Source organism: Terasakiella brassicae (assembly GCF_014641495.1).
Lineage (GTDB): Bacteria > Pseudomonadota > Alphaproteobacteria > Rhodospirillales > Terasakiellaceae > Terasakiella > Terasakiella brassicae.
The window spans coordinates 173,417-198,010 of the sequence record NZ_BMHV01000005.1; the positions used below are offsets into that span (position 1 = coordinate 173,417).

The 24,594-nt window shown below is 49.1% G+C and carries 22 protein-coding genes; 8 read left to right on the plus strand and 14 right to left on the minus strand.

Annotated features, from left to right (window positions below; all coding sequences use genetic code 11):
- Window position 1: 1 nt before the first annotated feature.
- Window positions 2–871 (minus strand): branched-chain amino acid ABC transporter permease, encoded by an 870-nt coding sequence (locus tag IEW74_RS05035; protein WP_188662291.1) that lies wholly within the window; start codon window positions 869–871, stop codon window positions 2–4.
- Between the two features lie 59 nt (window positions 872–930).
- On the minus strand, window positions 931–2,115 hold the full coding sequence (locus tag IEW74_RS05040; protein ID WP_188662293.1) for an ABC transporter substrate-binding protein: 1,185 nt from the start codon (window positions 2,113–2,115) through the stop codon (window positions 931–933).
- 267 nt (window positions 2,116–2,382) lie between these two features.
- Here IEW74_RS05040 and IEW74_RS05045 point away from each other — a divergent pair, with 267 nt between their 5' ends.
- Window positions 2,383–3,156 (plus strand): IclR family transcriptional regulator, encoded by a 774-nt coding sequence (locus tag IEW74_RS05045; RefSeq protein WP_188662295.1) that lies wholly within the window; start codon window positions 2,383–2,385, stop codon window positions 3,154–3,156.
- Window positions 3,157–3,197: 41 nt separating this feature from the next.
- Here IEW74_RS05045 and IEW74_RS05050 read toward each other — a convergent pair whose 3' ends face one another.
- Window positions 3,198–4,589, minus strand: a complete 1,392-nt coding sequence (locus IEW74_RS05050; RefSeq protein WP_188662297.1) for a hypothetical protein — start codon at window positions 4,587–4,589, stop codon at window positions 3,198–3,200.
- Window positions 4,590–4,591: 2 nt separating this feature from the next.
- Window positions 4,592–6,166, minus strand: coding sequence for a class I adenylate-forming enzyme family protein (locus tag IEW74_RS05055; protein ID WP_188662299.1), 1,575 nt, complete (start codon window positions 6,164–6,166; stop codon window positions 4,592–4,594).
- Between the two features lie 240 nt (window positions 6,167–6,406).
- On the opposite strand from IEW74_RS05055, the gene IEW74_RS05060 reads away from it, so the two are divergent.
- From IEW74_RS05060 to IEW74_RS05080, 5 genes are all read left to right on the plus strand, one after another.
- Entirely contained in the window at window positions 6,407–7,609 is a 1,203-nt protein-coding gene (locus IEW74_RS05060) for a 3-oxoadipyl-CoA thiolase (protein ID WP_188662301.1), read from the plus strand.
- A gap of 62 nt (window positions 7,610–7,671) precedes the next feature.
- Complete coding sequence (locus tag IEW74_RS05065; protein WP_188662303.1) at window positions 7,672–9,777, plus strand: 3-hydroxyacyl-CoA dehydrogenase NAD-binding domain-containing protein; 2,106 nt, start codon at window positions 7,672–7,674, stop codon at window positions 9,775–9,777.
- Window positions 9,774–10,043 (plus strand): nitronate monooxygenase, encoded by a 270-nt coding sequence (locus IEW74_RS05070; protein WP_188662311.1) that lies wholly within the window; start codon window positions 9,774–9,776, stop codon window positions 10,041–10,043. Before IEW74_RS05065 ends, IEW74_RS05070 begins: the two co-directional genes overlap by 4 nt.
- Window positions 10,044–10,136: 93 nt before the next feature.
- Complete coding sequence (locus IEW74_RS05075; protein WP_188662314.1) at window positions 10,137–11,333, plus strand: acyl-CoA dehydrogenase family protein; 1,197 nt, start codon at window positions 10,137–10,139, stop codon at window positions 11,331–11,333.
- Between the two features lie 14 nt (window positions 11,334–11,347).
- On the plus strand, window positions 11,348–12,481 hold the full coding sequence (locus IEW74_RS05080) for an acyl-CoA dehydrogenase family protein (protein WP_188662316.1): 1,134 nt from the start codon (window positions 11,348–11,350) through the stop codon (window positions 12,479–12,481).
- A 233-nt stretch (window positions 12,482–12,714) separates the two neighbouring features.
- Here IEW74_RS05080 and IEW74_RS05085 read toward each other — a convergent pair whose 3' ends face one another.
- The 8 genes from IEW74_RS05085 to IEW74_RS05120 form a co-directional block, all read right to left on the minus strand.
- Window positions 12,715–12,918 (minus strand): hypothetical protein, encoded by a 204-nt coding sequence (locus tag IEW74_RS05085; protein ID WP_188662318.1) that lies wholly within the window; start codon window positions 12,916–12,918, stop codon window positions 12,715–12,717.
- Window positions 12,915–13,367: a FliM/FliN family flagellar motor switch protein gene (locus IEW74_RS05090; RefSeq protein WP_229734244.1), complete on the minus strand. Its 453-nt coding sequence runs from the start codon at window positions 13,365–13,367 to the stop codon at window positions 12,915–12,917. Before IEW74_RS05090 ends, IEW74_RS05085 begins: the two co-directional genes overlap by 4 nt.
- Before the next feature lie 193 nt (window positions 13,368–13,560).
- Window positions 13,561–14,880: a dihydroorotase gene (locus IEW74_RS05095; RefSeq protein ID WP_188662320.1), complete on the minus strand. Its 1,320-nt coding sequence runs from the start codon at window positions 14,878–14,880 to the stop codon at window positions 13,561–13,563.
- 17 nt (window positions 14,881–14,897) lie between these two features.
- The gene (gene asnB / locus IEW74_RS05100; RefSeq protein ID WP_188662322.1) at window positions 14,898–16,658 is read right to left on the minus strand and encodes an asparagine synthase (glutamine-hydrolyzing); all 1,761 of its coding nucleotides are present in this window, start codon (window positions 16,656–16,658) and stop codon (window positions 14,898–14,900) included.
- 44 nt (window positions 16,659–16,702) lie between these two features.
- Window positions 16,703–17,740, minus strand: coding sequence for a glycosyltransferase (locus IEW74_RS05105; protein WP_188662324.1), 1,038 nt, complete (start codon window positions 17,738–17,740; stop codon window positions 16,703–16,705).
- The gene (locus tag IEW74_RS05110; RefSeq protein ID WP_188662326.1) at window positions 17,740–18,774 is read right to left on the minus strand and encodes a glycosyltransferase; all 1,035 of its coding nucleotides are present in this window, start codon (window positions 18,772–18,774) and stop codon (window positions 17,740–17,742) included. Before IEW74_RS05110 ends, IEW74_RS05105 begins: the two co-directional genes overlap by 1 nt.
- Window positions 18,774–19,526 (minus strand): glycosyltransferase family 2 protein, encoded by a 753-nt coding sequence (locus IEW74_RS05115; RefSeq protein ID WP_188662328.1) that lies wholly within the window; start codon window positions 19,524–19,526, stop codon window positions 18,774–18,776. The genes IEW74_RS05110 and IEW74_RS05115 overlap by 1 nt, the downstream gene beginning before the upstream one ends.
- Window positions 19,526–20,554: a glycosyltransferase gene (locus IEW74_RS05120; protein WP_188662330.1), complete on the minus strand. Its 1,029-nt coding sequence runs from the start codon at window positions 20,552–20,554 to the stop codon at window positions 19,526–19,528. Before IEW74_RS05120 ends, IEW74_RS05115 begins: the two co-directional genes overlap by 1 nt.
- Before the next feature lie 148 nt (window positions 20,555–20,702).
- Here IEW74_RS05120 and ygfZ point away from each other — a divergent pair, with 148 nt between their 5' ends.
- Both ygfZ and IEW74_RS05130 read left to right on the plus strand, forming a co-directional pair.
- Entirely contained in the window at window positions 20,703–21,530 is an 828-nt protein-coding gene (gene ygfZ / locus IEW74_RS05125; protein ID WP_188662332.1) for a CAF17-like 4Fe-4S cluster assembly/insertion protein YgfZ, read from the plus strand.
- Window positions 21,530–22,438, plus strand: a complete 909-nt coding sequence (locus tag IEW74_RS05130; RefSeq protein ID WP_188662334.1) for a DMT family transporter — start codon at window positions 21,530–21,532, stop codon at window positions 22,436–22,438. Before ygfZ ends, IEW74_RS05130 begins: the two co-directional genes overlap by 1 nt.
- Here the strand turns inward: IEW74_RS05130 and IEW74_RS05135 are convergent.
- Both IEW74_RS05135 and IEW74_RS05140 read right to left on the minus strand, forming a co-directional pair.
- Entirely contained in the window at window positions 22,435–23,067 is a 633-nt protein-coding gene (locus tag IEW74_RS05135) for a LysE family translocator (protein WP_188662337.1), read from the minus strand. The two genes, IEW74_RS05130 and IEW74_RS05135, sit on opposite strands and share 4 nt — an antisense overlap.
- A gap of 109 nt (window positions 23,068–23,176) precedes the next feature.
- Window positions 23,177–24,505, minus strand: coding sequence for a sodium-dependent transporter (locus tag IEW74_RS05140; protein ID WP_188662339.1), 1,329 nt, complete (start codon window positions 24,503–24,505; stop codon window positions 23,177–23,179).
- Window positions 24,506–24,594: the final 89 nt, after the last annotated feature.

Consider the following 24,594-nt stretch of genomic DNA (forward strand, 5'->3'; position numbering starts at 1 on the left):
CTTAATGACCCGCCTTTTTCCCGAACAAACCGGACGGCATAACCAGCAGGACCAACAGGAAGACGGTCATACTTGCCAGTTCAGAAAGTGAAGATTGGAAAAACGTTGTGGTCAGCCCTTCAATCACACCAATCATCAAGGCCCCGACCAGCACACCGGGAATAGATCCCATACCGGCAAGAACTGTGATAATAAAGGCTTTGATCGTCAGACTATGACCGATCGGGGGATGGATAACACTGGTCACATATAACATGACCCCCGCCAAGGCCGCCAAAACGCCTGCAATCGCCCATGACCAAAGCTCTGCCTTGGTTGGGTTCATCCCCATCAGCTTGGCGGCATCCCGGTTTGACGAGACCGAGCGGATTGCACGACCATGCCATGTATGATTTAACCACCAGTAAAGGCCACCCAACGCACACAGACCAACAACAAACGCAAGCATTTCACTGCGCATGCTAAATAACGAGTCCGCAATCACCAGACCTTCCATAAACCACGCGCTTTGGGTCGAATAAATATCGGCGGAAAACACCATCAACAAGCCGTTGGTCAGGACGATCCCTAAACCAAACGTCAGGATCAGGGAATTAAGCTCCCGATCTTTTTTGATTTTATTGGTTAGATAAAAGGTGATCAGGGAGGCTGCAATCACAACCGCCATTGCAATCGGCATTGCCAATAAAGGGTTAATCCCGGTTTGGCTTTCAACCGCGTAAGCGATGTATGCCGCTAACAACACCAGTTCGCCATGCGCGAGGTTAATTACCTTCATCGTTCCGAAAACGAGAGCCAGCCCAACGGCAACAAGTCCGTAGAAGCCCCCCATCAGCAGTCCGGTGAAGATCGCCTGGGCCGTAAGTTCCATCTTTCTTCTTCCTTCAGGTCCCCGGGCCGAATCCCGGGCTATATGTTATTGCTGAATACTTACTGCCAGGGTGTTCCGGGGAACACTTTCTCACCTGTTTTCGAAGATGCAGGCCAAACAAGCGGAATTTTACCTTTTTGGTGTTGACCGACACGCTGGACAAATTCCGGGTTATCGCCATGTTCATCAAAACGAACCCGGCCGGAAATGGTCTCCTCATCGGTCTTGCGTAACTCATCAGCAATGCCTTTCAGGTTCAACTCGTTTTTATCAAACGCACGCACAATGGCTTCGCCTAACAGACGGGTTTGAACGTAACCGAATTGTTCCAGATAGCTTGGTTCATCCTTGAAGTTGGTTTTAAACGCTTCATAAAAGAGTTTTTGTTTTGGGGAATTGAAAGAAACCGGGAACGGTAACATCGCAGTTCCATAAACATTTTCCATCAGATCGGGGAATTCTTTCGCCATCTTGCCTGTCGCCAAGGACCACACGCCGATCATAGCTTTTACATCCGGTTTCAACAATTTTGCTGCACGCAAGATACCGACATATTCGCTTTCATACCCAACCATAACAATGGCTTCAGAGCGATCACGCAATTTGATTTTATTTACGATGGATTTAAAATCTTTCACATGGGCATCATATTCGTGTGTCGAGACTTTCAGGCCCTTTTCGTTCAATTTCTTTTCAATATAGCCTGCCATTTTATGTGTGGCTTCTTTATTGGAATATGCAATTGAAACACTTTTCAGTGCCATTTCATCAACCAGACCGACCAACGCCTTACCATAACCTGCTGCACTGTTGATACGGAAGAAACCTTCGTGACCGCGTTGTGACAACGCCGTTGCCACACCGCCAAAGGTGATATAAGGAATGTTCGCCTTGTTCGCAGCTTCAGATGCCGGGCCGATAACGCCGGATGCGTAACCGCCACTAAAGGCAATCACACCTTCGCTTGCCAGTTTTTCAACCGCACTCACGGCCTTGGCAGGGGAGCTTTCATCATCAATGGTTTTAAGTTCGAATGTATGCTGACCTGCATATTTATCATTCAGCACCTTAATACCTGTCATAACACCACGGTGGGACCCCGTACCAACGCGTGCGAGTTTACCGCTCAGCGGTGTATGTTCCCCAATAACGAAATTTGCTGAATGAGCCGGGGCGGAAAAACCAACCCCCAACGCCAACCCCAGTGCACAACCGATAAATCCGGAAAGACCTAGAAACTTCATGTTCGCCTCAACCTGTTTGTGTTTTTAACTATTCTCGCGACGCAATTCGACATTTGAATGGAAGCAAGTTGTCATTCTTTATATTTAAATGAAATTTCTATGTCAAATATTAAAATTTAATTCCGCATAGCGAAATTTAAATTGCATTATTTTACAAACTATGGTTATTTTTAGACCAGATAGTTCAACGCCTATTAACAGAGTTACCCCATTGATGTATCTTCCAAGCTATTCTAAATTCACGTTTTCCATCCCAAGAAGATAAAAATGACCGATACAGAACAAACAAAAGACAGAAAATTTGTAGAAGCTTTGTCACGCGGCCTGCGAATCCTCAGTGCATTTGACAAAATGTCCGGCCCACTTGGGAATCAGGATATTGCCGCCATCACCGGCCTGCCTAAGCCCACGGTATCGCGCATGACCTACACCCTGACCCAATTGGGCTATCTGGTCTATTCCGAGCGCAATGAGAAATACGAGTTAGGCGCAACCAACCTGACACTGGGCCATGCCTACACCGCCAATCTGCGTATCCGTCAAATCGCCAAACCCCATATGTTGGAACTTGCCCGCGAGTTCAACGTCAATATCGGGCTTGCAACCAATGTTCAAAACGAAATGATCTTTGTTGAATATTGTCGCGGCGACCAACTGAAATCCGTTCTTGTTGATATCGGCAGTAAGTTGCCTATGGGAAAATCAGCGATTGGTCGATCCTATCTGGCGGCCATCCCGGAAGAAAAACGCAATCAGATCCTCCCGCAACTTGCTGAAATTCACGGCACGGACTGGCCAGATATTGAAAACAGCATTCAGGATTCGCTGGAAAGTTATCGTACACTGGGCTTCACCCGTTCCTTCGGGGATTGGGATCGCAACATCAACACCGTTGCCGTGCCATTGAAGCTGTCGGAAAATAAAATTTTCTGTATCAGTTGCGGTGGTCCCAGTTACGTCATTTCCACCGATACCCTGCTCAACGTCATCGGGCCCCGCCTGATCCACGTTGCCCGCGATATTATGAACAGCGGCCTTTAATTGACATAAAACAAAGGCGCAAACGACAAACAGTTTGCGCCTTAATCGTATATCAGATGGAAAATATACAGAATGGCAATAACCACACTCAGCGCCACACAAGAATAGCGCAGGTTCCAAACCAGTGTGATGTCACGCGGACGACAATCCAGAATGCGCCCGATTAAAATTGTCGAGATCGTCAAGGGGGAAACGTTCAACGCCATTGCCCAACCGATCAACAGACTGAGCGCCAGAACATAAGGTGACAAGCCAAATGCGGCCACATTGGCAAAGGTTGAGGCCAAAATGGTTACGGACACAAACGGGCTGACCCCGACAATGCTGGTTCCGGTTACCATCAACGCGCAAAAGACCGCCAAGGCAAAGCCTTCCAACCCCATAGAGACCGTCAAAGACTGCACAAGGTCTGACGGAATAATCGCAGCCACCAACGATCCGGTAAAGCTCGCCCCGCCGATGACCGCAACCTCAGACGACATGGCGTTTAATTCTTGTCCCAGATTTTGGGAAAACTGCATGGATACCGATTTCAAACCAAACCCGGATAAGCCCCCTTCAATCATAAACCAGACAAGGCCGAACAGCGGACTGACTAACAGAATGGAGGTCGGCAAGCCATAGCCCGTATACATACTCAGCCCACCGGAAAGACCAAACAAGGACAGAACGATCCCTATAAAGGCCAGAACGGCTTGAAAGTTCTTTCGTTGCCCCGCAATCAATCCTGCGCCTGCTTTCGGTGGCGGATAAGCACGATAATCCATCCCCCATCCCAATCCGATCAACACAATGGCAAAGACAAGGGACAACGGAATCAGCGATTGCCATTCCAGCGCCGGAATAATCGACAACACCAGCGCCATAGAAATGGAAAAAGGCGATGATAAGGGTAAAGTCGAAAAGCCCCGCAACATGGCAAGAACCATGCGTTGCAGCCGGATCAGATGAATACGGCTATCACCTTTGGCCGCTTCCAACGTATTGCCATTGGCAATCACTTGCCCCATCAGGTTTAAGGCACCGAAGCTTAAAATCGCCCCCAACAGGCAACTGCCATAAGACAGCACGGCATAACGTTTGCCCGGTTTCTGATTGATCAAAAAACTGCCACAGCGCGAAATAATCAAGGACCGTTTCGCCGCCACCCGCAAAAAGACCAACGCAATCAAGAATGCGCAAAACAGAATAACGCGCGAAAAGCCTTGTTCCACAATAGCGCGATCAATCCCATCCCCCCAAAATAACACTAACATCACGATATTTATCGCAATAAAGATTTTACCGGGCCGTGAGATCTTCTGCCAAGTCAGTGCGAGGAAAAGCAGAACTGCACCGGAGGCAATGAACAACATTTCCCCCACCCCTTGTGTTTTAAACACAATGGTCGAACACAAGGTTAAAAGAAGCAGGAAGGCATTCACATAGGACATTCTTAACCAGCGGCTTGTTGTGCCGTTGCCATTTCCTTCAGGTGATGTTTCAAAATTTTCCCGGTGGAGCTGGCTGGCAAGTCATGGAGAATTGTTATTGAGGACGGTCTTTTATACGCGGTCAACCGTTCCTTGCAAAATGCTTTTATCTCAGCCTCGCTTAAGGTGCTTTTGCGGGGAACCTGAACAAAGGCATGAACCTCTTCATTGCCTTCAACTTCCACACCGACAACGGCTGACTGAATAATGCCTTCATGGGAATTCAATGTTGCTTCGACCTCTGCCGGATAGACGTTAAAGCCGGAACGCACGATCATTTCTTTAGATCGCCCGACAATAAACAGATTGCCGTCTTCATCTTGTCGCGCCAAGTCCTGTGTATTGAACCAGCCTTGATCATTCAGGACGACAGCCGTTTCTTCCGGCTTTCTGAAATAACCTTTCATTACATTGGGGCCACGCACCCATAATTCACCCGTTTCACCATCCTTTACCTGTTCATCCGGTGTCTTCATCAATTTGACTTCTTGGCCCGGTATCGGTTTGCCCACAGAACAAGTTTGTAAATTCTCATTTAAACGAACTTGGGAAATCGTCGGGCTGGCTTCTGTTAACCCATAGCCATTATGCAAGGGACGACCAAAGAAATTTTCCGTAATTGCCTTGGTTTCCGGGTCCAAAGGTGCCCCGCCTGCCGACATATAACGCAAGAACAGGTCATCGGCTTTCAAGCCATGATTTTTTAGACCTTCGATCAACATGGAATACATTGGCGGCACGCCTTGCATCACGGTGATTTTCTTGTCGCGCAAGGCATTCAGACAAATTTCGACATCAAAACGGGTTTCCATAAACAAGGTTGCCCCGGCAAATAAACTGCCCATACAGGTTGAAGCCAAACCAAACACATGCGAAATTGGCAAAACCACATAGACACGGTCCATTTGTTCCAAACCGCGCAAAGCCCCGGAAACTGTCGCAATAAAACCGATATTGCGATGGGTCAGCATCACCCCCTTGGGCTTCCCTGTCGTCCCGGAGGTATAAATCATCGCAAAAACCTGTTCTGCGGCAGATGCCTCCACAGCTTCAGCCTTGGAATCGGGATAGGTTTGGCACGTCAAGGTGCCAAGCAGGTCGTCCTCAACCGTCTTACAGCCAATAAAGTCCCCATAACGCTGCGCATCTTTGGAATAATCGACAAAACAAATCAGATGTTTCGGATCACAATCTTGGCGAATACCGTCAAGCTCTGCATTGGACATACGTGCATTGACTACAGAAACCCACACATCCATATCACTGGCAGCAAGCATAAAGGCCAACACAGCGCAGCAGTTTTCAATCACCACCATCAGACGATCACCGGCAATCACGCCATGTGCGTCCAGATGCGCGCGCGCGCTTTTAATCGCATTTCCCAGATCCGCATAGGTCCACTGTTTTTTCGGATCGCTGACCGCATCACGGGTCGGCGTCTTTTCAATCCATTCCCAGATTTTATGGCTCACGCGTTGAGGAAGCGCGGCAATAACCTCCTCTACATCCTGACCTAAAACTTTCTCGTTCTTATTCATCTTACGCTTTTCCTTCAATACTCGCGCAAACTTTAAACATCTTCTAAAGGCGTTTTATCTCACCTTTACGCATGCTGTAAACAAAAATAAATACCGCATAGCGGAATATATGGTTTATTTTTTTACATTAAAATGCTCTTTTTTTGAAAAAATATATGGACAATTTTAGATGATATGAATTATCTATATCTTGTTTTCGGAATTTTATTTCGCAATGCGAAACTAATTTGGAGTCCTTTAATGACTAATGCATATATATATGACGGTGGCAGAACGGCGTTTGGCAGACATGGCGGGGCATTATCTTCTTTGCGTCCTGATGACATGCTCGCCCATGTCATCAAAACTTTGATCAACAGAAACAATTTTGACTTAAAGGACTACGAAGACGTTATCGCGGGTTGCACCAATCAGGCCGGTGAAGACAGCCGCAACGTGGCACGTTTTGCCGGTCTTCTATCCGGTCTGCCGATGGAAACAGGTGGCATCACGCTTAATCGCCTGTGCGGATCCAGTCTGGCTTCTGCTGCTGATGCCGCACGTTGCGTTAAAGTCGGGGAAGGTGAATTATTCGTTGCCTGTGGTGTAGAAGCCATGAGCCGGGCTCCGTTGGTCCTGTCCAAGGCACAATCGGCTTTTGATCGTCAACAAACCATTGCCGATACAACAATGGGTGCACGGTTCAGCAACCCGAAACATCTGGAACAGTTCGGCGCAGACTCCATGCCCGAAACCGCCGACAACATCGCCCATGATCTTGGGATCACCCGCGAAGAAAGCGATGCCTTTGCGCTTGCGTCCCAACTCAAATACGAAGCCGCATACAAGGACGGTTACTATGACGGCGAAATTATTCCCATCCCTGTTTATATGGGTCGCAAAAAAGGCGAAGTCATTATCAGCGAAGACGAACATCCCCGCCCGAACAGTGATATCGCGTCCTTACAAAAATTACGTGCCCTGTTTGCCGATGGTGTGGTCACAGCCGGTAATGCCTCCGGCATCAATGACGGGGCCAGCGCAGTCCTGATCGGCAGCCAAGCCATTGGTGAGAAAAGCGGCGTGAAACCACGTGCCCGTATTGTCAGTTCGGCAATCGTCGGTGTGCCCCCGCGCGTTATGGGGCTTGGTCCGGTCGGCGCGACACAAAAAGCATTGGCACGCGCAGGCCTGACGCTTAACGACCTTGATGTCATGGAATTCAACGAAGCCTTCGCCACACAAGCCTTGGGATGTTTGAACCAACTGGGTCTTTCCTATGATGATCCCCGCATAAACCCTAATGGTGGTGCCATTGCCATCGGCCACCCCTTAGGGGCCAGCGGTGCACGTATTTTGTGGGCGGCTGTACGCCAACTGGAACGCACAAACGGTCGTTACGGCTTGGCGACCATGTGTATCGGTATCGGCCAAGGTATCGCCGTTGTTGTTGAGCGTGTTTAGAACAGGCTGACACACCCTGCAATGACACCTTTGCGTATAATCAATAAGTGAGAGCAAGTTTCATGTCCCCCGTCAGTTACGAAATTATTGAGAATATCGGCATCATTACCATCGACAACCCGCCGGTCAATGCCCTGTCCCATGCGGTGCGTGTCGGTTTGGTTGAAACCGTTCATCAGGCCCAAAATGATGAAAGCGACGCCTTGTTGCTGATTTGCACTGGTAAAACATTTATCGCAGGCGCGGATATTTCCGAATTTGGTAAACCACCGCAAGAACCTTTTTTGCCTGATGTCCTCAATACGCTCGAACAATCAGATAAACTGATTGTTGCTGCCCTGCACGGTCAAGCCCTAGGCGGGGGATTTGAAACAGCCTTATCCTGTCATTATCGTTGCGCCCTTGCCAGTGCCAAGGTCGGACTGCCCGAAGTCAACCTTGGCCTGCTTCCCGGTGCGGGCGGCACACAACGCACGCCACGTCTGGCAGGTGTAAAAGTGGCATTGGACCTGATTTTATCCGGCAAACCAATTTCAGCATCAACCGCCCTTGAGGACCATCTTATTGATCATGTTTTTGCAGAAGGCGACCTCAAAACACAGGCCTTGGCCTACACCAAAGGATTGGTTGCTCAGAAGGCACCTTTGCGCCGTGCCAGCGAACAAGAAATCGACCAGAACAGCTTTGACGGTGCGATATTTGATCAATATCGCAAAACATATGCAAAGAAGTTACGCAATCAAAACTCCCCCCAATTGATTGTCGATTGCGTGGAAGCCGCCACAAAAGAAAACTTTACCGATGGTATGAAAATAGAACGCGATGCCTTCTTACAATGTCGTGCCTCCGATCAATCTGCCGGACTGCGCCATATTTTCTTTGCCGAACGACAAGCTGCCAAGATTAAAGATCTCCCCAGAGATACCGCCACCCGCGACATCCAGTCCATTGCCATTATCGGTGCCGGCCTGATGGGTGGCGGTATCGCCATGAATTTTGCCAACGCAGGCATCCCGGTAAAAATGCTGGAAATCAATGATGATGCGTTAAACAAAGGCCTCGCCAATGTCGCCAAAATTTACCGTTCAATGGCTGCAAAAAACCGCATCAGCCCAAAAGAAAGCGAAAAGCGGATTGCCTTGATCAGCGGCACAACGGATTACAATGACTTGCAAGATGTCGATCTGGTCATCGAGGCCGTTTTTGAAAGTATTGAGGTTAAAAAAGACGTATTCACCAAACTTGATCAAGTCTGTAAAGACGGGGCAATTTTGGCAACCAATACATCTTATCTCGATATCAATGAAATCGCCCAATTTACCAAGCGTCCCCAAGATGTGATCGGTTTGCATTTCTTCAGCCCCGCACACATTATGAAATTGCTGGAAATCGTACGCGCTGATGAAACGGTGGACGATGTCATGGCCAGTGCAATGGCCCTTGCCCGTAAAATCAAGAAAGTCCCGGTTCAGGCCCGTGTCTGTTACGGCTTTATCGGCAATCGCATGTTGCGCCAGTACCAACGTGAAGTTCAAATGTGCCTAATCGAAGGGGCAAGCCCCGAACAAATCGACAAATCCATGATGGACTGGGGGATGGCAATGGGACCGTTAATGGTTGCCGACCTTGCTGGATTGGATATCAGTTACAAGGCCCGCCAAGCCTTAAGTGATGAACAAAAAGGTGACCCCAAAAGTTATCGCATTCCCGATGTCTTGTTTGAAATGGGTCGTATCGGTCAGAAATCCGGTTCCGGTTATTATATCTATGACCCCCAAACCAAGGCCCGCACGGCAGACCCCAGCGTCAATGATATCATTGAACGTGAGGCCGCTGCATTTGGCGTTACGCGCAAAGCTATGAGTGATGAAGAAGTCCTCAACCGTTTGTCGCTGGCCTTGATTAATGAGGGGTTCAAGATTTTAGAAGAAGGCATTGCCCAGCGTGCCAGTGATATTGATGTTGTCTATTGCTTTGGCTACGGCTTCCCAAAATATCGCGGTGGCCCGATGTTGTTTGCACAAACCCGTGGTTTGGACAAGGTCTATCAAGATATTTGCGCTTATCGCGAAAGCCACGGCGACCTTTATTGGACACCATCAAAACTGCTGCAAAATCTGGTTGAAACAAACACAAGCCTGAGTGATTGGGAAGAAAGCACGCAATGATGAACACGCCGATACCTTCACGTCAGGATTATCTCATTAAAACATTCGGACTGAAGTTCCCGATACTTGCCGGTGGTTTGATGTGGTTGTCCGATGCCAATTACGTCAGCGCGTGTGCCCGTGCCGGTATTTTAGGCTTCATCACCGCCGCCAGTTTCCCTGACGAGGGCGATTTGCGTCACGAAATTCGCAAATGTCGCCAACAAAGCAACGGTGCCCCGTTCGGGGTCAAGTTGCCCAAACTGGTATCGAAGGCGAAGCCATAACCATTAACCAGCTTCTGCAATCGGATGCATCAAAAAGCGCACGCAAAGAAACCCTGAAATAACAATGATCTATTTACTGAAAATGGTGACACAATGAATATTCATTTAACAGACGAGGAATTGGCCTTTCGCAAAGAAGTACAGGATTTCTTTACCAACGAATTTCCCAAAGACATCAAGGAAAAACAGGATAAAGGCATTTATCTGAGCAAAGACGACCACGTTCGTTGGCAAAAGGCCCTGCACGCCAAAGGCTGGGCCGGGATTAACTGGCCGGTTGAACATGGCGGCACAGGTTGGAGCGCCACACAAAAATACATTTACGCAAACGAAGCAGCCAAGGCCAATGCACCGCGCATTATCCCCTTTGGTTTAACAATGGTTGCCCCGGTTATCTTTACTTATGGCAATGAAGAACAGAAAAAACGTTTCTTGCCTGATATTCTGGCCTCCAACGTCTGGTGGTGTCAGGGTTATTCCGAACCAAACGCGGGTTCTGATCTGGCCGCCCTTAAAACCAAGGCGGTACGTGACGGTGAGGATTACATCGTGAACGGCACAAAAACATGGACCACATTGGGCCAGCATGCCGACTGGATTTTCTGCCTTGTACGGACCGACGACACGGGTAAAAAACAGCAAGGTATCAGTTTCCTGCTGATTGATATGAAAACGCCGGGGGTCAGTGTTCATCCCATCATTACCATCGACGGCACCCACGAAGTCAACGAAGTCCATTTTGAAGATGTCCGTGTCCCGGCAGAAAACCTGATCGGGGAAGAAGGCAAAGGCTGGACCTATGCCAAGGTGTTATTGACCCATGAACGCACCGGCATTGCGCGCGTGGCAGAGTCCAAAGCCCTGCTGGCATCGCTGAAACGCATGGTCGATGCCCAGAACGATGCACTGGTCAATATGAAAGAAAACACCGTTTTCATGACCCGTTTGATCGAGGCGGAAATCGAACTCAAAGCCCTTGAATATACTGAACTTCGTGTTTTATCCGCTGTTTCTACAGGCAAAGCGCCGGGACCGGAATCTTCGATCCTGAAAATCAAAGGAACAGAGATTATGCAGTTGTTAAACGAACTGTTTGTCGAAGTTGCAGGCATATATGCCCTGCCCTATGTCCCGGATCAATATCGTGACGGGTTTGAAGGGACACCTGCCGGCCCGCAATTTGCCGCAAAAACCAGTGCGACTTATTACAACAACCGTAAAGTCAGCATTTATGGCGGCACCAACGAAATTCAGAAAAACATTATTGCCAAGCAAGTGCTTGGGCTATAGAGAGAGGACGGATTATGGATTTTTCTCTTAACGATATTCAAGAAATGATGCGCGAAAGTGCGTCCAAATTCATTCAGAAAGAATATGACTTTGAAACTCGTCGCAAGCTGAGCAAAAGCGAGATGGGCTATAGCCAAAAAAACTGGGAACTCTTCGCAAAACTTGGCTGGCTTGCCCTGCCTGTAGACGAAGATTTCGGCGGTATTGGCGGCAGTGTTCTGGATACGATCATCCTGCAGGAAGAACTTGGAAAAGGCTTGGTTGTCGAACCTTATTTCGCCACGGCCTTATTGGGGGCCAACCTGATCAACAAATTTGCCCGTGATGATCAAAAAGAAACCATTCTGGAAAATGTCATTGCCGGGACACAAAAACTCACCCTCGCCCACAGCGAAGGCCATGCGCCGTTTGATCTGACACAAATGCGCACCACAGCACAAAAAAACAGTAACGGCTTTGTGTTAAACGGTATAAAATCTGTTGTTCTGGACGCACAAAACGCCGACATGTTGTTAGTGGTTGCCCGGACCTCCGGTCAAAGCGGTGATAAAAACGGACTGAGTGTTTTTAACCTCACCCCCGATACAGCTGGCATGACGATCAAGGGCTATGAAACAAATGACGGCCTGCGTGCCGCCGACATTACTTTTGACAATGTCAACCTTGACGAAACCACGGTTATCGGGGAACTGGACCAAGCCTATGACGCGGTTCATCGTGTTCTGCTGGAAGGGATTGTCAATCTATCCGGCGAAGCCGTCGGCATCATGGAAAAGCTGGTCGAATTGACCGCTGAATATTTAGGCGTACGGGAACAATTCAGCGCCCCCATTGGCAAGTTCCAAGCTTTACAACACCGTACGGCCGATATGTTCATGGAAAAAGAACAAGCCAAATCCATGCTTTACTATGCAGCCATTGAAACCGCAGAAAATGCAGAAGGTTTTGAACGGGCCTGCGCCATGTTAAAGGTTCGCATCGGCAATGCAGCACGGTTCGTCGGTCAACAAGCCGTTCAATTGCACGGCGGCATGGGGGTCACCGATGAACTCAGCGTCGGTCACTATTTTAAACGCCTGACCTGTATCAATAATTTACTGGGGTCTCGTGACTATCACCTGAATGTTTTGGTGAAAGAAGCCCAATAGAAGAAGGCCTATAAAAGCATACCCTTTCCTTATCTGGAGAGGGTATGCCAGGCTGCTGACAAAGTGCTTTCGATAAAATATAGCAAGTTTTTAAGAGACAATCCCGCACTTGATACGGGATCCATTTAAAATCAATGGATTAGATGTTACTCATTGGACAAAGATGGATCCCCGATCAAGGTCGGGGATGACAACATTGCTTATTGCCACAGGAAATTTTATACGTTCGTACCCTAATGCAGAACAGCACTTCTGGGGCGTTCTTTCGTCAACAGGACTTCGACGGCGCGGGTAATACGGCGCCACAGGACTTCGCCTTCCTGATTGCCTAGACGCTGGAACTCATCGCCCCGGATTGCCGCATATAGAGCCGCTTCGTCACCGAATTTCTCAATGACCTGATTGGCTGTTTTATAGATATCTGTTTCGGTTTTCATCGGCTTCGCTTCGACCTCATAATATCACCGATGCTTACAGCCAGCTTATCCTCGACAACAACGACTTCCCCTTCTGCGATCTTTTGATCCGAGGAAAAGACATCGATCGGGTCACCGACACCGCGATCCAGTTCCACCACGGCCCCACGGCCAAGTTTCAGGATCTGGCTCATTGGCATCACTGCCATACCGAGAACAGCACGAATACTGACTTCGACATCGTAAACGGCATCCATAGATTCACTATAACCCAAGGCACCGCCCAAGGTCGCGCCACCTTCGCCGCCATTTCCACCGCCACCGGCTGCTTTTTGGGCTTCTTCAGCCTCAATCTCCGCCAATGCCGCCGCCATGTCCATGTCTTCATCCATAGACGGTGCATTGTGGTCTTCTGCCAGTGCCGCTCCCCAATCTACGGAGAGATCGTCATCGTCTTCATCGTCCGCCATAAGCGCCTCTTAACTCTTACGGTTCATCGTCGGGACACATTCCCAACTGTGTGTTTATAGGGCGAAAAAGGTTAATAAATTCTCTAACCTTTTATTTTTTCCCTATATTTTGCGACAATTTATAAAGCTTATCACATTCGCGTCGAATATTCACCAGATGGGGTTCAACTTTTGTAATCCGGCACGTCTCCTTTTACAGGCATTCCGCAAAGCGCACAGCCGTCCCCAATGGATCACCGATTAATTCGCCTTCATGCATAACGACATTGCCGCGTACAATGGTTGACATCGGCCAACCTGTCACCTTCATGCCGTCATAAGGTGTCCATCCGCAACGCGATGCTATCCACTTGTCTGTAATAGTGCGTTCTGCCTTCAAATCAACGATGGTAAAATCTGCATCATATCCTTTGGCAATACGCCCCTTGGAGGCCACATTATAAATGCGACACGGACCCGCACTTGTCAGATCGACAAACCGCTCCAGACTCAAACGCCCTTGATTGACGTGGTTCAACATAATCGGCACCAGCGTTTGAACCCCCGTCATCCCTGATGGGCTGTTGGGATAAGGGGCGGCTTTTTCTTCCAATGTATGTGGGGCGTGATCGGACCCAATACAATCCACCACCCCTTGATTTAAGGCTTCCCATAACGCATCTACATGATGTTGGGAACGGATCGGCGGGTTCATCTGCGCACGTGTGCCGATGCGGTCATAGGCTTCATCATTCAGCGTTAAATGCTGCGGGGTGCATTCCACCGTTGCAATATCACGATATTGCGGCAAAATTTCCATTTCATCCGCTGTTGTCACATGCAAGATATGAACACGGCGCTTCACACCCTTGGCAATTTTTAACAAACGCGTGGTCGCACGCACCGCCGTTTCGGCATCACGCCATTGGGCATGCATGGACACAGGGGCACCACCGCGCACCAGTTCAAAACGTTCTTCCAGACGATCTTCGTCTTCACAATGAACCGCAACCCGGCGATTACCGGACGCCAGCACACGTGCAAGCGTTGCATCATCTTTTACAAGCAGGCTGCCTGTTGAGCTGCCCATAAATATTTTAACACCGGATACCCCTTGCTCGCGTTCCAGTTCGGGCAGGTTTTCGACGTTTTCAGCCGCCGCCCCAACGAAAAAGGCAATATCGGTCCAGACGCGGTCTTTGGCACGGCGGCATTTATCCGCCATATCTTTTGCCGTGATGGTCGATGGTTTGGTGTTCGGCATTTCAAAAACAGCCGTCACCCCGCCCAGCGCGGCCCCTGCCGTACCAGTGGCCAAGTCTTCTTTATGTTCCAGACCGGGTTCACGAAAATGAACCTGACTGTCAATTACACCGGGCAGAACATGCAGGCCCGTGACATCCATTACCTGTTCAGCCTTGGAGACATCAATGTTACCAATGGCGGCGATTTTCCCATTTTTGATGGCAACATCGGTTTTCACGATACCCGCCAATGTGGCACAGGTGCCGCCTTTCAGGATCATATCGTACATGGTTGTCTCCTTACAGTTTATGTCAAGGACAGGGCATCAAACACATCCCCATCCGTTTTCAATTCCAATATATGGCGTTGGTGCCACAGGGCATAGAACAACAAAGTCCAGGCCGCGAAGCCTTCTTCCTTGCCTTCTGTTTTAAACAGTTTAATCACCGCATCCCGATCCCCAAAAGCTGCCACGCCGGGTTGATCGGCGACCATTGGGCCGAGTTTTGCCCCATGATTGGCAATCCAATGCCCCACCGGCACTTTAAACCCACGTTTTTTAGAAAACGGTTGAGCCTCTGGTAAACGGCGATTTAACCAATGGCGTAAAATGGATTTCCCGAGTTTATTTTGAATTTTCAAACTATCCGGCAAATAGAAGACGGCCTCGGCCACCTGCGGGTCCAGAAACGGGGTTCGACCTTCAACGCCATTTGCCATCAGGCAACGGTCCAGCTTGATCAACAAATCATGGGGCAACCAATCAATTAAGTCGATCCCTTGGGCCCGTTGTAAACGGGTGAAATCAAATTTCTTGAGATAACGTTCGGCAATATCAATGCCCTTATGCCAGTCTTTACCGATTTCCTGTTTAAAAATCCCAAGCCCGTCAAAAGTGCCCGTCCCCCGGATTTGTTTGCGCAAAGGCCACGGACGACAATAGGAACGATAACGACCATACCCCCCAAGCAATTCATCAGCGCCTTCTCCACTCAGCACGACTTTTACTTCTTTGCGGGCTTCTCGCGCCAGCTTATAGGTCGGTAAAACCGCATAATCTGCAACCGGGTCGTCAATCGCCTCGGCAACCTTGGGCAATAAAGTCAGAAAATCGCTTTCATCAAATTCGACTTCCGTATGATCTGCCCCAACTTTTTTTGCCAGCATACGGGCGTGTTGGCGTTCATCCGGGACATCTGTTCCGCTAAACCCTGCCGTATAGGCCTTGATCGGATTATCGTTCAGTTCTGCCATTAACGACAACAACGCAGATGAATCGATCCCACCGGACAGAAACAGTCCATAGGGTACATCGGCGCGTTGATGCACCTTGACACTATTCACCAGCGCCTCTTCCATCTTTTTCGTGGCATCATCTTCGGTAATCGCACATGGTGCACCGGGCGGAACAGCCAATTTAATATGATGTTCCACCACTAGACCCCGTTCAACAACCAGTGTTTCGCCCGGCAGAACGCGCTTAATGCCTTCAAAAATCGTGTGACGCCCGGTGGAAAACTGCAATTGTAAAAAAGCATCGCGCGCAGCATTGCGCACTTCCGGTTTGACCAGTCCCGCCCCAATCAAGGCTTGCGGTTCGGATGCAAAAGCAAACCCCCGTGGCGTTTCGGCATAATAAAGCGGTTTGATGCCAAATGGATCCCGCGTCAACACAAGACGTGCGCGTTCCCGATCATAAATCGATATGGCGAACATGCCGCGCAAATCATCAACGAATGCCAAGCCTTTGCGCCCATATAAATGCAAAGGCGGTTCGCAATCCGATGCGGTCTTCATGGCCATATCCGGCAAGCTTGCACGCAATTCGACGAAATTATACACTTCGCCATTCGCGCTGATCACATTGCCTTTGTCATCCAGGATCGGCTGATCACCCGTTTCCAAATCGATAATTGCCAGACGGGTCTGCACCAAGGCGACATTTTTTTCACGAAAAACGCCATGCCCATCCGGGCCACGATGTGCAAGGCAACGCATAAAGGCTTCGATCACCTGATCGCTGGGTGATGTCCCATCAACGGTCATAAAGCCTGCAATCCCACACATATCGTCTTATCCTGTTTTTAATTTTGCCGCGTCATACGGATGTTTTAGTCTTTGGGGTGAGTAATCTTCTCAAAAAATTCCAGATATTTGTCCACTACGACCTTCTCGGTAAATTCCCGCTGGAAGGTGTTCCAGCCATTTGTTGCCAATTTGTGGGCAAATTCCTGATCACTAAAGACCCACTTGATAGCATCCCCCATCGCCTTGGCATCATCCACCGGGCACAATACCCCGTCCTGCCCATGCGTAATCAAGGTGCCCGGACCCAGGCTATCAGCGGCAATCACAGGGCGACCTTGTGCCCAACCTTCCAGAACCACATTGCCCAGCGGTTCATGGCGTGAGGGACAAATATACACATCACTTGCCGCAAACAAAGCCGCCGTATCTTCGCGCCAGCCCAGAAAACGCACACGCGGGCGAATGCTTAATTCTTCTGCCAGCAATTCCAACTCACGACGCAAAGGACCTTCACCAGCCAGCCATAAATAAACACCGGGCACACGGGCAACAGCGCGTAACAAGGTATCGAACGCCTTATTTTCATGTAAGCGGCCCAAGGAAAGAAGCAAGGGCGCATCTTCGGGTGTGGATAAATCCATACGCGAAACCGGTTCGGCCTGTTCGCTGACGACGAAGTTCGGTAAATAGTGTGCACGATCTTGCGGCCAGCCTTCTTTGACCAAATAATCAACGATATCCTGTGTATTTCCAACAAGATGATCACAATCACGATAATATTTTAAATCGTAATACCCACCAAGACGCGCAACTTTGACAAACTTGCCCTTGCCTGCCGGTGTTTTTTTTGTCGCCCGGTTCATCCATGATAAAACGATATCGGGTTGGAATTTCTTAATCTCGCGCTTGATACCAAAACCCGTTTTAAAATCCAGCGCACCGCCAAAAGGCAGTTGAACTGGATCGATACCGCCTTCGCGTAATATCCGCGCACGGGCGGCATTTTCCCGAATGATGACACGTTGTTCGATATTGGTCTTTTGCAGGGCAATCGCCAAACGGGTGAAAAAAACTTCCGCCCCGCCAAACTCGGCCCCTGCCATTGTTTGCAAGATACGCATTAAGGGATTAGCTCCTCAAATGCAGCACAGGCTTGTTCCCAACCCCAACTGCGTTGTGTTTTCAAACAATTTTTATGTTGTTCAAACCAATGTTCATCATCATTCAATAACTTAACCGCCCCTGCGCTGAACGCTTCATCCGTTTGGGCGACATAACCTGTTTTTCCATCCACGACCCGTTCTGCCATAGATCCGAAATCCTGCACGACCGTCGGCGTGCCCAAGGCTTGCGCTTCGGCCACTGCCAAACAGAATGTTTCGTTAATATCACCGCGAAACGTCATAATACGGGCTGTTTGCAGTTCCTCAATCAACTGCTGCTTTGTGGCCGGCCCCCGTAAAACAATCCCGATATCAGACAGACTTTCCGCACGTTTGAAAATTTTCTCCATCAATGCTGCTTTTTCCGCCCCGACAGCGCCATAAACACTCGGGCCGCCAAATACATGCAATTCAGCCTTGGGTGATTGCGGATGAATTTCATTTTCCCAACGATCCATCAACCAATCCAGACCACGCAGCGGGTTCGATGTAAAAACCGCCTTCGGGGCCGGGGCAACCTTGCGTTCTTCAGCATGGCGAAACATATCGGGGATTCCATAAGGGATGATCTTGCGCCCCCCATCCGGCACCCATCCCGGCAATGTATCGGCATGATACGTCCCGATAAAGACAATCGTCGGGCGCACTTTCCAGAATTTTTTAAGATAGCGCCATTTCACCATGAACCGACAGGGATTATGCGTCCAGAACACTGTGCGTTTGGCTTTGGGCATCAAATCAATCAGTTTGTCGCCCCGGTTTGCAATATAAAGGTCGGCTTCTTCCGGCAAACCGTTTTCAATCGGCGCCCAATCCACCCCTTTATAAACCATCGGGGCCTTGCATTTATTGCGCACAATGACCTCATGCCCACGCTTGGCAAATTCTTCCATCATCATAATGACAGAAGATTCCACCCCGCCAAGGGCACGTTCTTCCAGTGTTTTACCATCAAATTCGATGCCGTCATCGGCAAATACAATGCGCGCCATTATTCTTTTTCCAACGTCGCTTTAAGATAAGAAAGAAGCGGATACATCCCGGCAAACAGGGCAATCAAAAACCCATAACCACCTTCCTTGTACCCTTTGCGTGACACATAGCACTTGAAGAACCGAGAGAAAAGCCTTCTTAGGTTATTTGCAAAACTTCCGACTTTGCCGCTTTCGCGCAAATCCTTTGCCCGTGCTGTACTGTAGCTATCCAATCGTCGGATCATATCGGAAATATTGCGATCCACATAATGCTTAATGCGCCCCTTTAACATCGGCCCTTTTTTGCCCGACCATTTTAGCGAAGGATGTAGACGTTCCGGCCCCCATTCCTTCACCCCTTTTTTAAACAAGCCGGGATAGGCCGCCTTGCCAAAGGATGCCCCCCAACCATGTCGCACCAACCGATCCCCGATATAATTATCGACCAGAACCTCGTGCCAATCAAACGAGGTTGTTTCAATGGTTTGACGAATTTCTGCCGCCAGTTCAGGTGTCATATGTTCATCTGCATCAATTTCAAACACCCAGTCCCCGCTGCAATATGAAATTGCCGTGTTGCGTCGTTCCCCTTCCAAACGCCACGCCCCGACGAACACTTTATCCGTATATCGTCGGGCAATTTCTTCGGTTGCATCTGTGCACTTATCACAGACAACAACGATCTCGTCGACAAAGCTTAAGGTTTCCAGACAACTTGCCAAACGATCTTCTTCGTTATGCGCGGTGATCAGGACGGACAATTTAGGCATTACAACAGGGCCTCAAATTCCGCAGCAGCCACATCCCATGTACGCGCGCGTTGCATCATACGGCAATCCCGACTCATGTTCTCGCGTGAGGCCGATTTTGTCAGCAAGTGCACCGTTACGTTCGCCATACTTTCCACGTCCGGCACGAGGAACCCGGTCTGCCCGTTCTTCACCCGTTCAGAACAGGCCCCGATAGGACGGGCGACACAAGGTAACCCAATGGCTTGCGTTTCAGCCAAGGTGGAACAATACATCTCCGTTTCCACACCGGGATAGATATGGCAGGCGGCTTGACGGTATGCTTGCGCCATTTCCAAATCTGAACCGGGTTTCAAGACTTTCACCCCATGTTCTGCCGCGCCTTGCACCTTGTCAAAAACCGGGCGTAATTTATCCGGGACATCCCCGCCGTTTTGCGCCTTGAACAAGCCTGCTGAATAGATATGTAATTCCGCATCACCGCCGACTTGCCCCATAATATTATCCGTCCACAGATCAATCAGGCGATCCAATCCATGCAAGGGATTTGTTGTCACAATGGCGCGCGGCGGTTTAACCGGTGCACATTCTGCCTCTGTCAGATATTCGTGACGCACACCCGGCGTGACAATCCCTTTGCGGAAATATTTCCACGGTTCCCATGTGCGGTAATGCGTATCGCCCATGAAAACAACAATCGGATTATGTTTTTCCATCAAGGCCTGATATTTCGGCTTATTTAGAATTTTTGCGGGGGTCGCCAGCCACAGGAGCTTATTTTCCACATCGGGGAACTCATCCATCAATTGCGGTTTCTTCACACAAATCACAACGTCCGTTTCCGGTGGACGTGGGGCATCAAACGGCACCCATGATACCCCGTCAATCATGGCCCCTTGTTCAATGCGGTTGATCACACAAACATCGTGCCCGCGTTTTGCCAAAGCCGGCGCCAGTGAGGCCACGGCTTTTTCCGTCCCGCCTAAAGGCTGGATCATCGGGCTGTTGCCGTCATAGGCGATTGAATCGTCAATAATGGTGATATGCATAGGATCCCCTGATGAAAATAATCAGTCGTTATCTGCTGTTATAAGTCGATTTTTACATTCTGCAAAGAGAAGAGCCTTGCGAAAATTGATTAAATATCCCACTTTCTAGAAAAACGTCCCCCTCCGTCCATCATTGGAAACTAAAATCATGTCCCTTTCTTACTGCAAACTTCCCAACCGCGCCGTCTTGAAAATCGAAGGTGAAGACCGTCTGGACTTTTTGCAGGGGCTGATTTCCAACGACATCAACAAAGTCACTGCCACGGATGGAATTTATGCTGCTTTTCTAACACCGCAAGGTAAGTTCCTTTGTGATTTTTTTATTGCACAAGAAAATGATGCGCTTTTGCTGGACATTGATGCAGAGGCCATGCCCGCCTTTAAGAAAAAACTGATGATGTATAAACTGCGCGCCAATGTTGCCATTGCCGATGTCAGTGCGCAATATGATGTTTTTGCGGCCTTCGGTGATAAAACAACGCAATCCGGTGTCTTTGCCGACCCCCGTCTGGAAGAAGCCGGATATCGCGCGATTTTACCAAACGGGCAGGACATTGAAAATGCTGAGCCTGTTCCTTTTGAAACGTACGAATTAATGCGTATTCAACTGGGCCTGCCCGATGGGGGGCGTGATATGACGGTTGAAAAATCCATTTTGCTGGAAAACGGTTTTGACGAACTGCATGGGGTAGATTGGAATAAAGGTTGTTATATGGGCCAGGAACTAACCGCACGTACCAAATACCGTGCCCTGATCCGAAAACGTCTTTTCCCTGTGATGATTGAGGGCGACCTCCCAGCACCCGGAACCGAGATTACATCCGGCGACAAGGTCGTCGGCGAAATTCATTCCGGCATTCAAAACATGGCGCTTGCCACCCTTAAACTGGATGCCTTGGACGATGAACTGAGCGCAAACGGGGCCAAATTGACCCCGAAAAAACCGGACTGGATGATCCTGCCTGAAAGCGCCTGATGCCCCATACCAAAAGCCATTTGGATGGGCTTTCGATCATCCTGTTGACAGTTCTGTGCGCAAGCTGGGGCTTACAACAAGTCGCGATTAAACTTTCAGCCGCAGATATTGCCCCCATTGTTCAATCGTCCATCCGTTCTGGTGGAGCAACGATTCTTATCGGTTTATGGGTTCTTTTGCGACGAAAACCGATGTTTGAAAAAGATGGCACCCTCTGGTGGGGGATTGCCGCCGGATTGCTTTTTTCATTTGAATTTGTGCTGGTCTATTTCGGTCTGGAATATACCAATGCATCGCGGGCCATTATTTTTCTGTATATGTCACCTTTTGTCGTTGCCCTTGGGTCGCAATTCTTCATCCCGACAGAAAAACTGACCCGTTTGCAATATATCGGCCTGACCAGTTCCTTTATCGGGATCCTCGTCGCGTTTGGCGAGTCCTTTACTTTTCCCTCTCAAGACATGCTGATTGGTGACTTTATGCTTATTGTTGCTGCGATTGCATGGGGGGCGACAACGGTTGTTATTAAGATGGGACCATTGGCGAAGGCATCATCCAGCAAGACCCTGCTGTATCAATTGTCTGTCTCTGCCCTGATTATGCCAATCGCCGCATGGATTTCGGGCGAGACATGGGCAGACATTCACTTTACCCCGGTTGCAGTTGCAAGTGTCGCTTATCAAACAATTTGGATTGCGACCTTTACCTTTATCGTCTGGTTCTGGCTGATCCGTATCTATCCAGCGCCCAAACTGGCGTCTTTCAGCTTCTTAACACCTTTTTTCGGTGTCTTGGCAGGCGGTCTTATTCTGGATGAACCCATGACCCCAGCGCTGCTGATTGCCATGGTGATGGTGGGGGTCGGGATTTATCTGGTCAATCGCAAACATACACCGGTTGTTGTTTAATCCCGATCAAAGGCGAGCGTTAATCCAAAGCCGATCAATAAGGTTCCAATCAGGCCATCAAACCAACGTGAAACTTTGGGCGAAGACAAGAAAACCTTCGCCCGGTCAACCATCGCAGCAATCAAGCACTGCCAAATCATCGCAATCAGAATATGCACCAATGCCAGTCCTTGTGCCTGAAGAAAGGCATTGCCCGCAGGATCAATAAATTGCGGCAAAAAAGCCATATAAAACACCGCTGTTTTCGGGTTCAGGACATTCGATAGAAAACCTTCGCGCAAGGATCGTTTAAACGAAAAACGTTTATCCCCTACATTCAATTTTCTGGCTTCCCCGTCCCCCTTAAGGGCAGATAGAAGGCTTTGCAAGCCCATCCAGATCAAATAGCCGGCGCCTAACAGCTTGATCACACTGAACAGATAGGCCGAACTTAACAAGATCAACGACACCCCGGCCGCAGAAATTGCCGCATGTATGAACAATCCTGAACAAATTCCGACACTGGTGACAAATCCATCCTTGAAGCCCCCACGGATGGAATTGCGCGTCATCATCACCGTGTCTGCCCCCGGTGCAATGGTCAACAAGGTGATGGCGACCAGAAATGCCAAAAATTGTCCTTCAATCATATGCCACTCACTTTCAACAAACAGGCCAATCGTCCTTAAGTCAAAAAAAACACCCCGTCGAGATAAAACTCGAACGGGGTGTTAATGAAAGTCGGTTAAGAACCGGAAATTACAGGCCGCTTACCAAAATCCATGCAACCGCAACCGGTGCAACGAAACGACAGATGAACAGCCATGCCCCCAAGAACGGGAATGATTTTTCACCATTGTTCGTGACTTCCTCTTTCATTTTGTCAGCCATTATCCAGCCGACAAAAATGGTAATGAGAATACCGCCAACGGGCAACAGAATGTTGGAAGCCACATAATCCATAGAATCGAGGAAACCTTTTTCGCCGATAATGTGGAAATCGCTCCAGACGCCCAAAGACAAGGAAGACGGAATGCCCAAGGTGAAAATAACTACCCCGGCCACAACGGCTGCAATTTTTGGATTCCAGCCTTTTTCATCACTGAAATAAGAGACAATCGGCTGCAACAGGGAAACCGCAGACGTCAGTGCTGCAATCGTCAGCAAGGCGAAGAAGAGAACACCAAAGAACGTTCCGCCCGGCATTTGCGCGAACACAGCCGGAAGCGTAATGAATGTCAGCCCCGGACCCGCCGCAGGATCAAACCCAAAGGCGAAAACAGCGGGCAAAATCAGCAAACCGGCCAAAACAGCCACACCGGAATCCAATGATGTAACCCACATTGCGGATTTACCGAGGTTCTCTTTCTTATTCAGGTACGAACCATAAGTGATCATTGCCCCCATACCGATGGACAACGAGAAAAACGCCTGTGACAGCGCACCATTAAAGGTTTCTGCCGTCACTTTGGAAAAGTCCGGCATCAAGAAGAATTCCAACCCTTTTTCCGCGCCCGGCAAAGTCACGGCACGACCGATCAAAACCAGCAGCAGGATGAACAGCAGCGGCATCAGAACCTTACAGGCCCGTTCAATCCCGTCATGTACACCGCCTAATACAACGGCAATCGTCAAGCCCATAAACAAAGCATGATAGATGATCGGTTGGACCGGATCAGAAATAAAGTTGCCAAAAGCAGCACCAAGTTCATCAGCCCCACCAACGAGGGCCCCACTGGCCATCTTGACGATATAAGCAATCGTCCAGCCCGCAACAACGCTGTAAAACGACAGAATAAGGAAGGCGGCCAGAACGGCCAAAAAACCGACGATAGGCCATAATTTGCCTTTAAGGACGGCAAAGGCACCAATCGGATTACGCTGGGCCGCACGTCCCACCGCAAATTCAGCGAGCATGACGCTCAAGCCAATTGTGAAAACCAAAGCCAGATAAATGATCAAAAAAGCGCCGCCGCCATTTTGACCTGTCATATAGGGGAATTTCCAGATGTTACCCAGACCAACCGCAGAACCCGCAGCCGCCAGAACAAAACCAAGACGTGAACCCCATTGTTCCCGTGTATTCATTGCTAATATAAATCCCAATTTACCAAGTTAAGGTGCTTGCTTTGACGTTCTTATGACGTATATTTTTATTCACACCATAACGGGCGAAA

Coding starts and splice junctions, on each gene's coding strand:
- IEW74_RS05050 (WP_188662297.1), bottom strand. CDS start 4,589: ATGTCCTATGTGAATGCCTTCCTGCTTCTTTTAACCTTGTGTTCGACC.
- IEW74_RS05055 (WP_188662299.1), bottom strand. CDS start 6,166: ATGAATAAGAACGAGAAAGTTTTAGGTCAGGATGTAGAGGAGGTTATT.
- IEW74_RS05120 (WP_188662330.1), bottom strand. CDS start 20,554: ATGCATATCACCATTATTGACGATTCAATCGCCTATGACGGCAACAGC.
- IEW74_RS05035 (WP_188662291.1), bottom strand. CDS start 871: ATGGAACTTACGGCCCAGGCGATCTTCACCGGACTGCTGATGGGGGGC.
- IEW74_RS05090 (WP_229734244.1), bottom strand. CDS start 13,367: ATGGCGGACGATGAAGACGATGACGATCTCTCCGTAGATTGGGGAGCG.
- IEW74_RS05065 (WP_188662303.1), top strand. CDS start 7,672: ATGTCCCCCGTCAGTTACGAAATTATTGAGAATATCGGCATCATTACC.
- IEW74_RS05040 (WP_188662293.1), bottom strand. CDS start 2,115: ATGAAGTTTCTAGGTCTTTCCGGATTTATCGGTTGTGCACTGGGGTTG.
- IEW74_RS05045 (WP_188662295.1), top strand. CDS start 2,383: ATGACCGATACAGAACAAACAAAAGACAGAAAATTTGTAGAAGCTTTG.
- asnB (WP_188662322.1), bottom strand. CDS start 16,658: ATGTGTGGGATTGCAGGCTTTATGACCGTTGATGGGACATCACCCAGC.
- IEW74_RS05080 (WP_188662316.1), top strand. CDS start 11,348: ATGGATTTTTCTCTTAACGATATTCAAGAAATGATGCGCGAAAGTGCG.
- IEW74_RS05075 (WP_188662314.1), top strand. CDS start 10,137: ATGAATATTCATTTAACAGACGAGGAATTGGCCTTTCGCAAAGAAGTA.
- IEW74_RS05085 (WP_188662318.1), bottom strand. CDS start 12,918: ATGAAAACCGAAACAGATATCTATAAAACAGCCAATCAGGTCATTGAG.
- IEW74_RS05060 (WP_188662301.1), top strand. CDS start 6,407: ATGACTAATGCATATATATATGACGGTGGCAGAACGGCGTTTGGCAGA.
- IEW74_RS05070 (WP_188662311.1), top strand. CDS start 9,774: ATGATGAACACGCCGATACCTTCACGTCAGGATTATCTCATTAAAACA.
- IEW74_RS05110 (WP_188662326.1), bottom strand. CDS start 18,774: ATGGCGCGCATTGTATTTGCCGATGACGGCATCGAATTTGATGGTAAA.
- ygfZ (WP_188662332.1), top strand. CDS start 20,703: ATGTCCCTTTCTTACTGCAAACTTCCCAACCGCGCCGTCTTGAAAATC.
- IEW74_RS05135 (WP_188662337.1), bottom strand. CDS start 23,067: ATGATTGAAGGACAATTTTTGGCATTTCTGGTCGCCATCACCTTGTTG.
- IEW74_RS05115 (WP_188662328.1), bottom strand. CDS start 19,526: ATGCCTAAATTGTCCGTCCTGATCACCGCGCATAACGAAGAAGATCGT.
- IEW74_RS05105 (WP_188662324.1), bottom strand. CDS start 17,740: ATGCGTATCTTGCAAACAATGGCAGGGGCCGAGTTTGGCGGGGCGGAA.
- IEW74_RS05140 (WP_188662339.1), bottom strand. CDS start 24,505: ATGAATACACGGGAACAATGGGGTTCACGTCTTGGTTTTGTTCTGGCG.
- IEW74_RS05130 (WP_188662334.1), top strand. CDS start 21,530: ATGCCCCATACCAAAAGCCATTTGGATGGGCTTTCGATCATCCTGTTG.
- IEW74_RS05095 (WP_188662320.1), bottom strand. CDS start 14,880: ATGTACGATATGATCCTGAAAGGCGGCACCTGTGCCACATTGGCGGGT.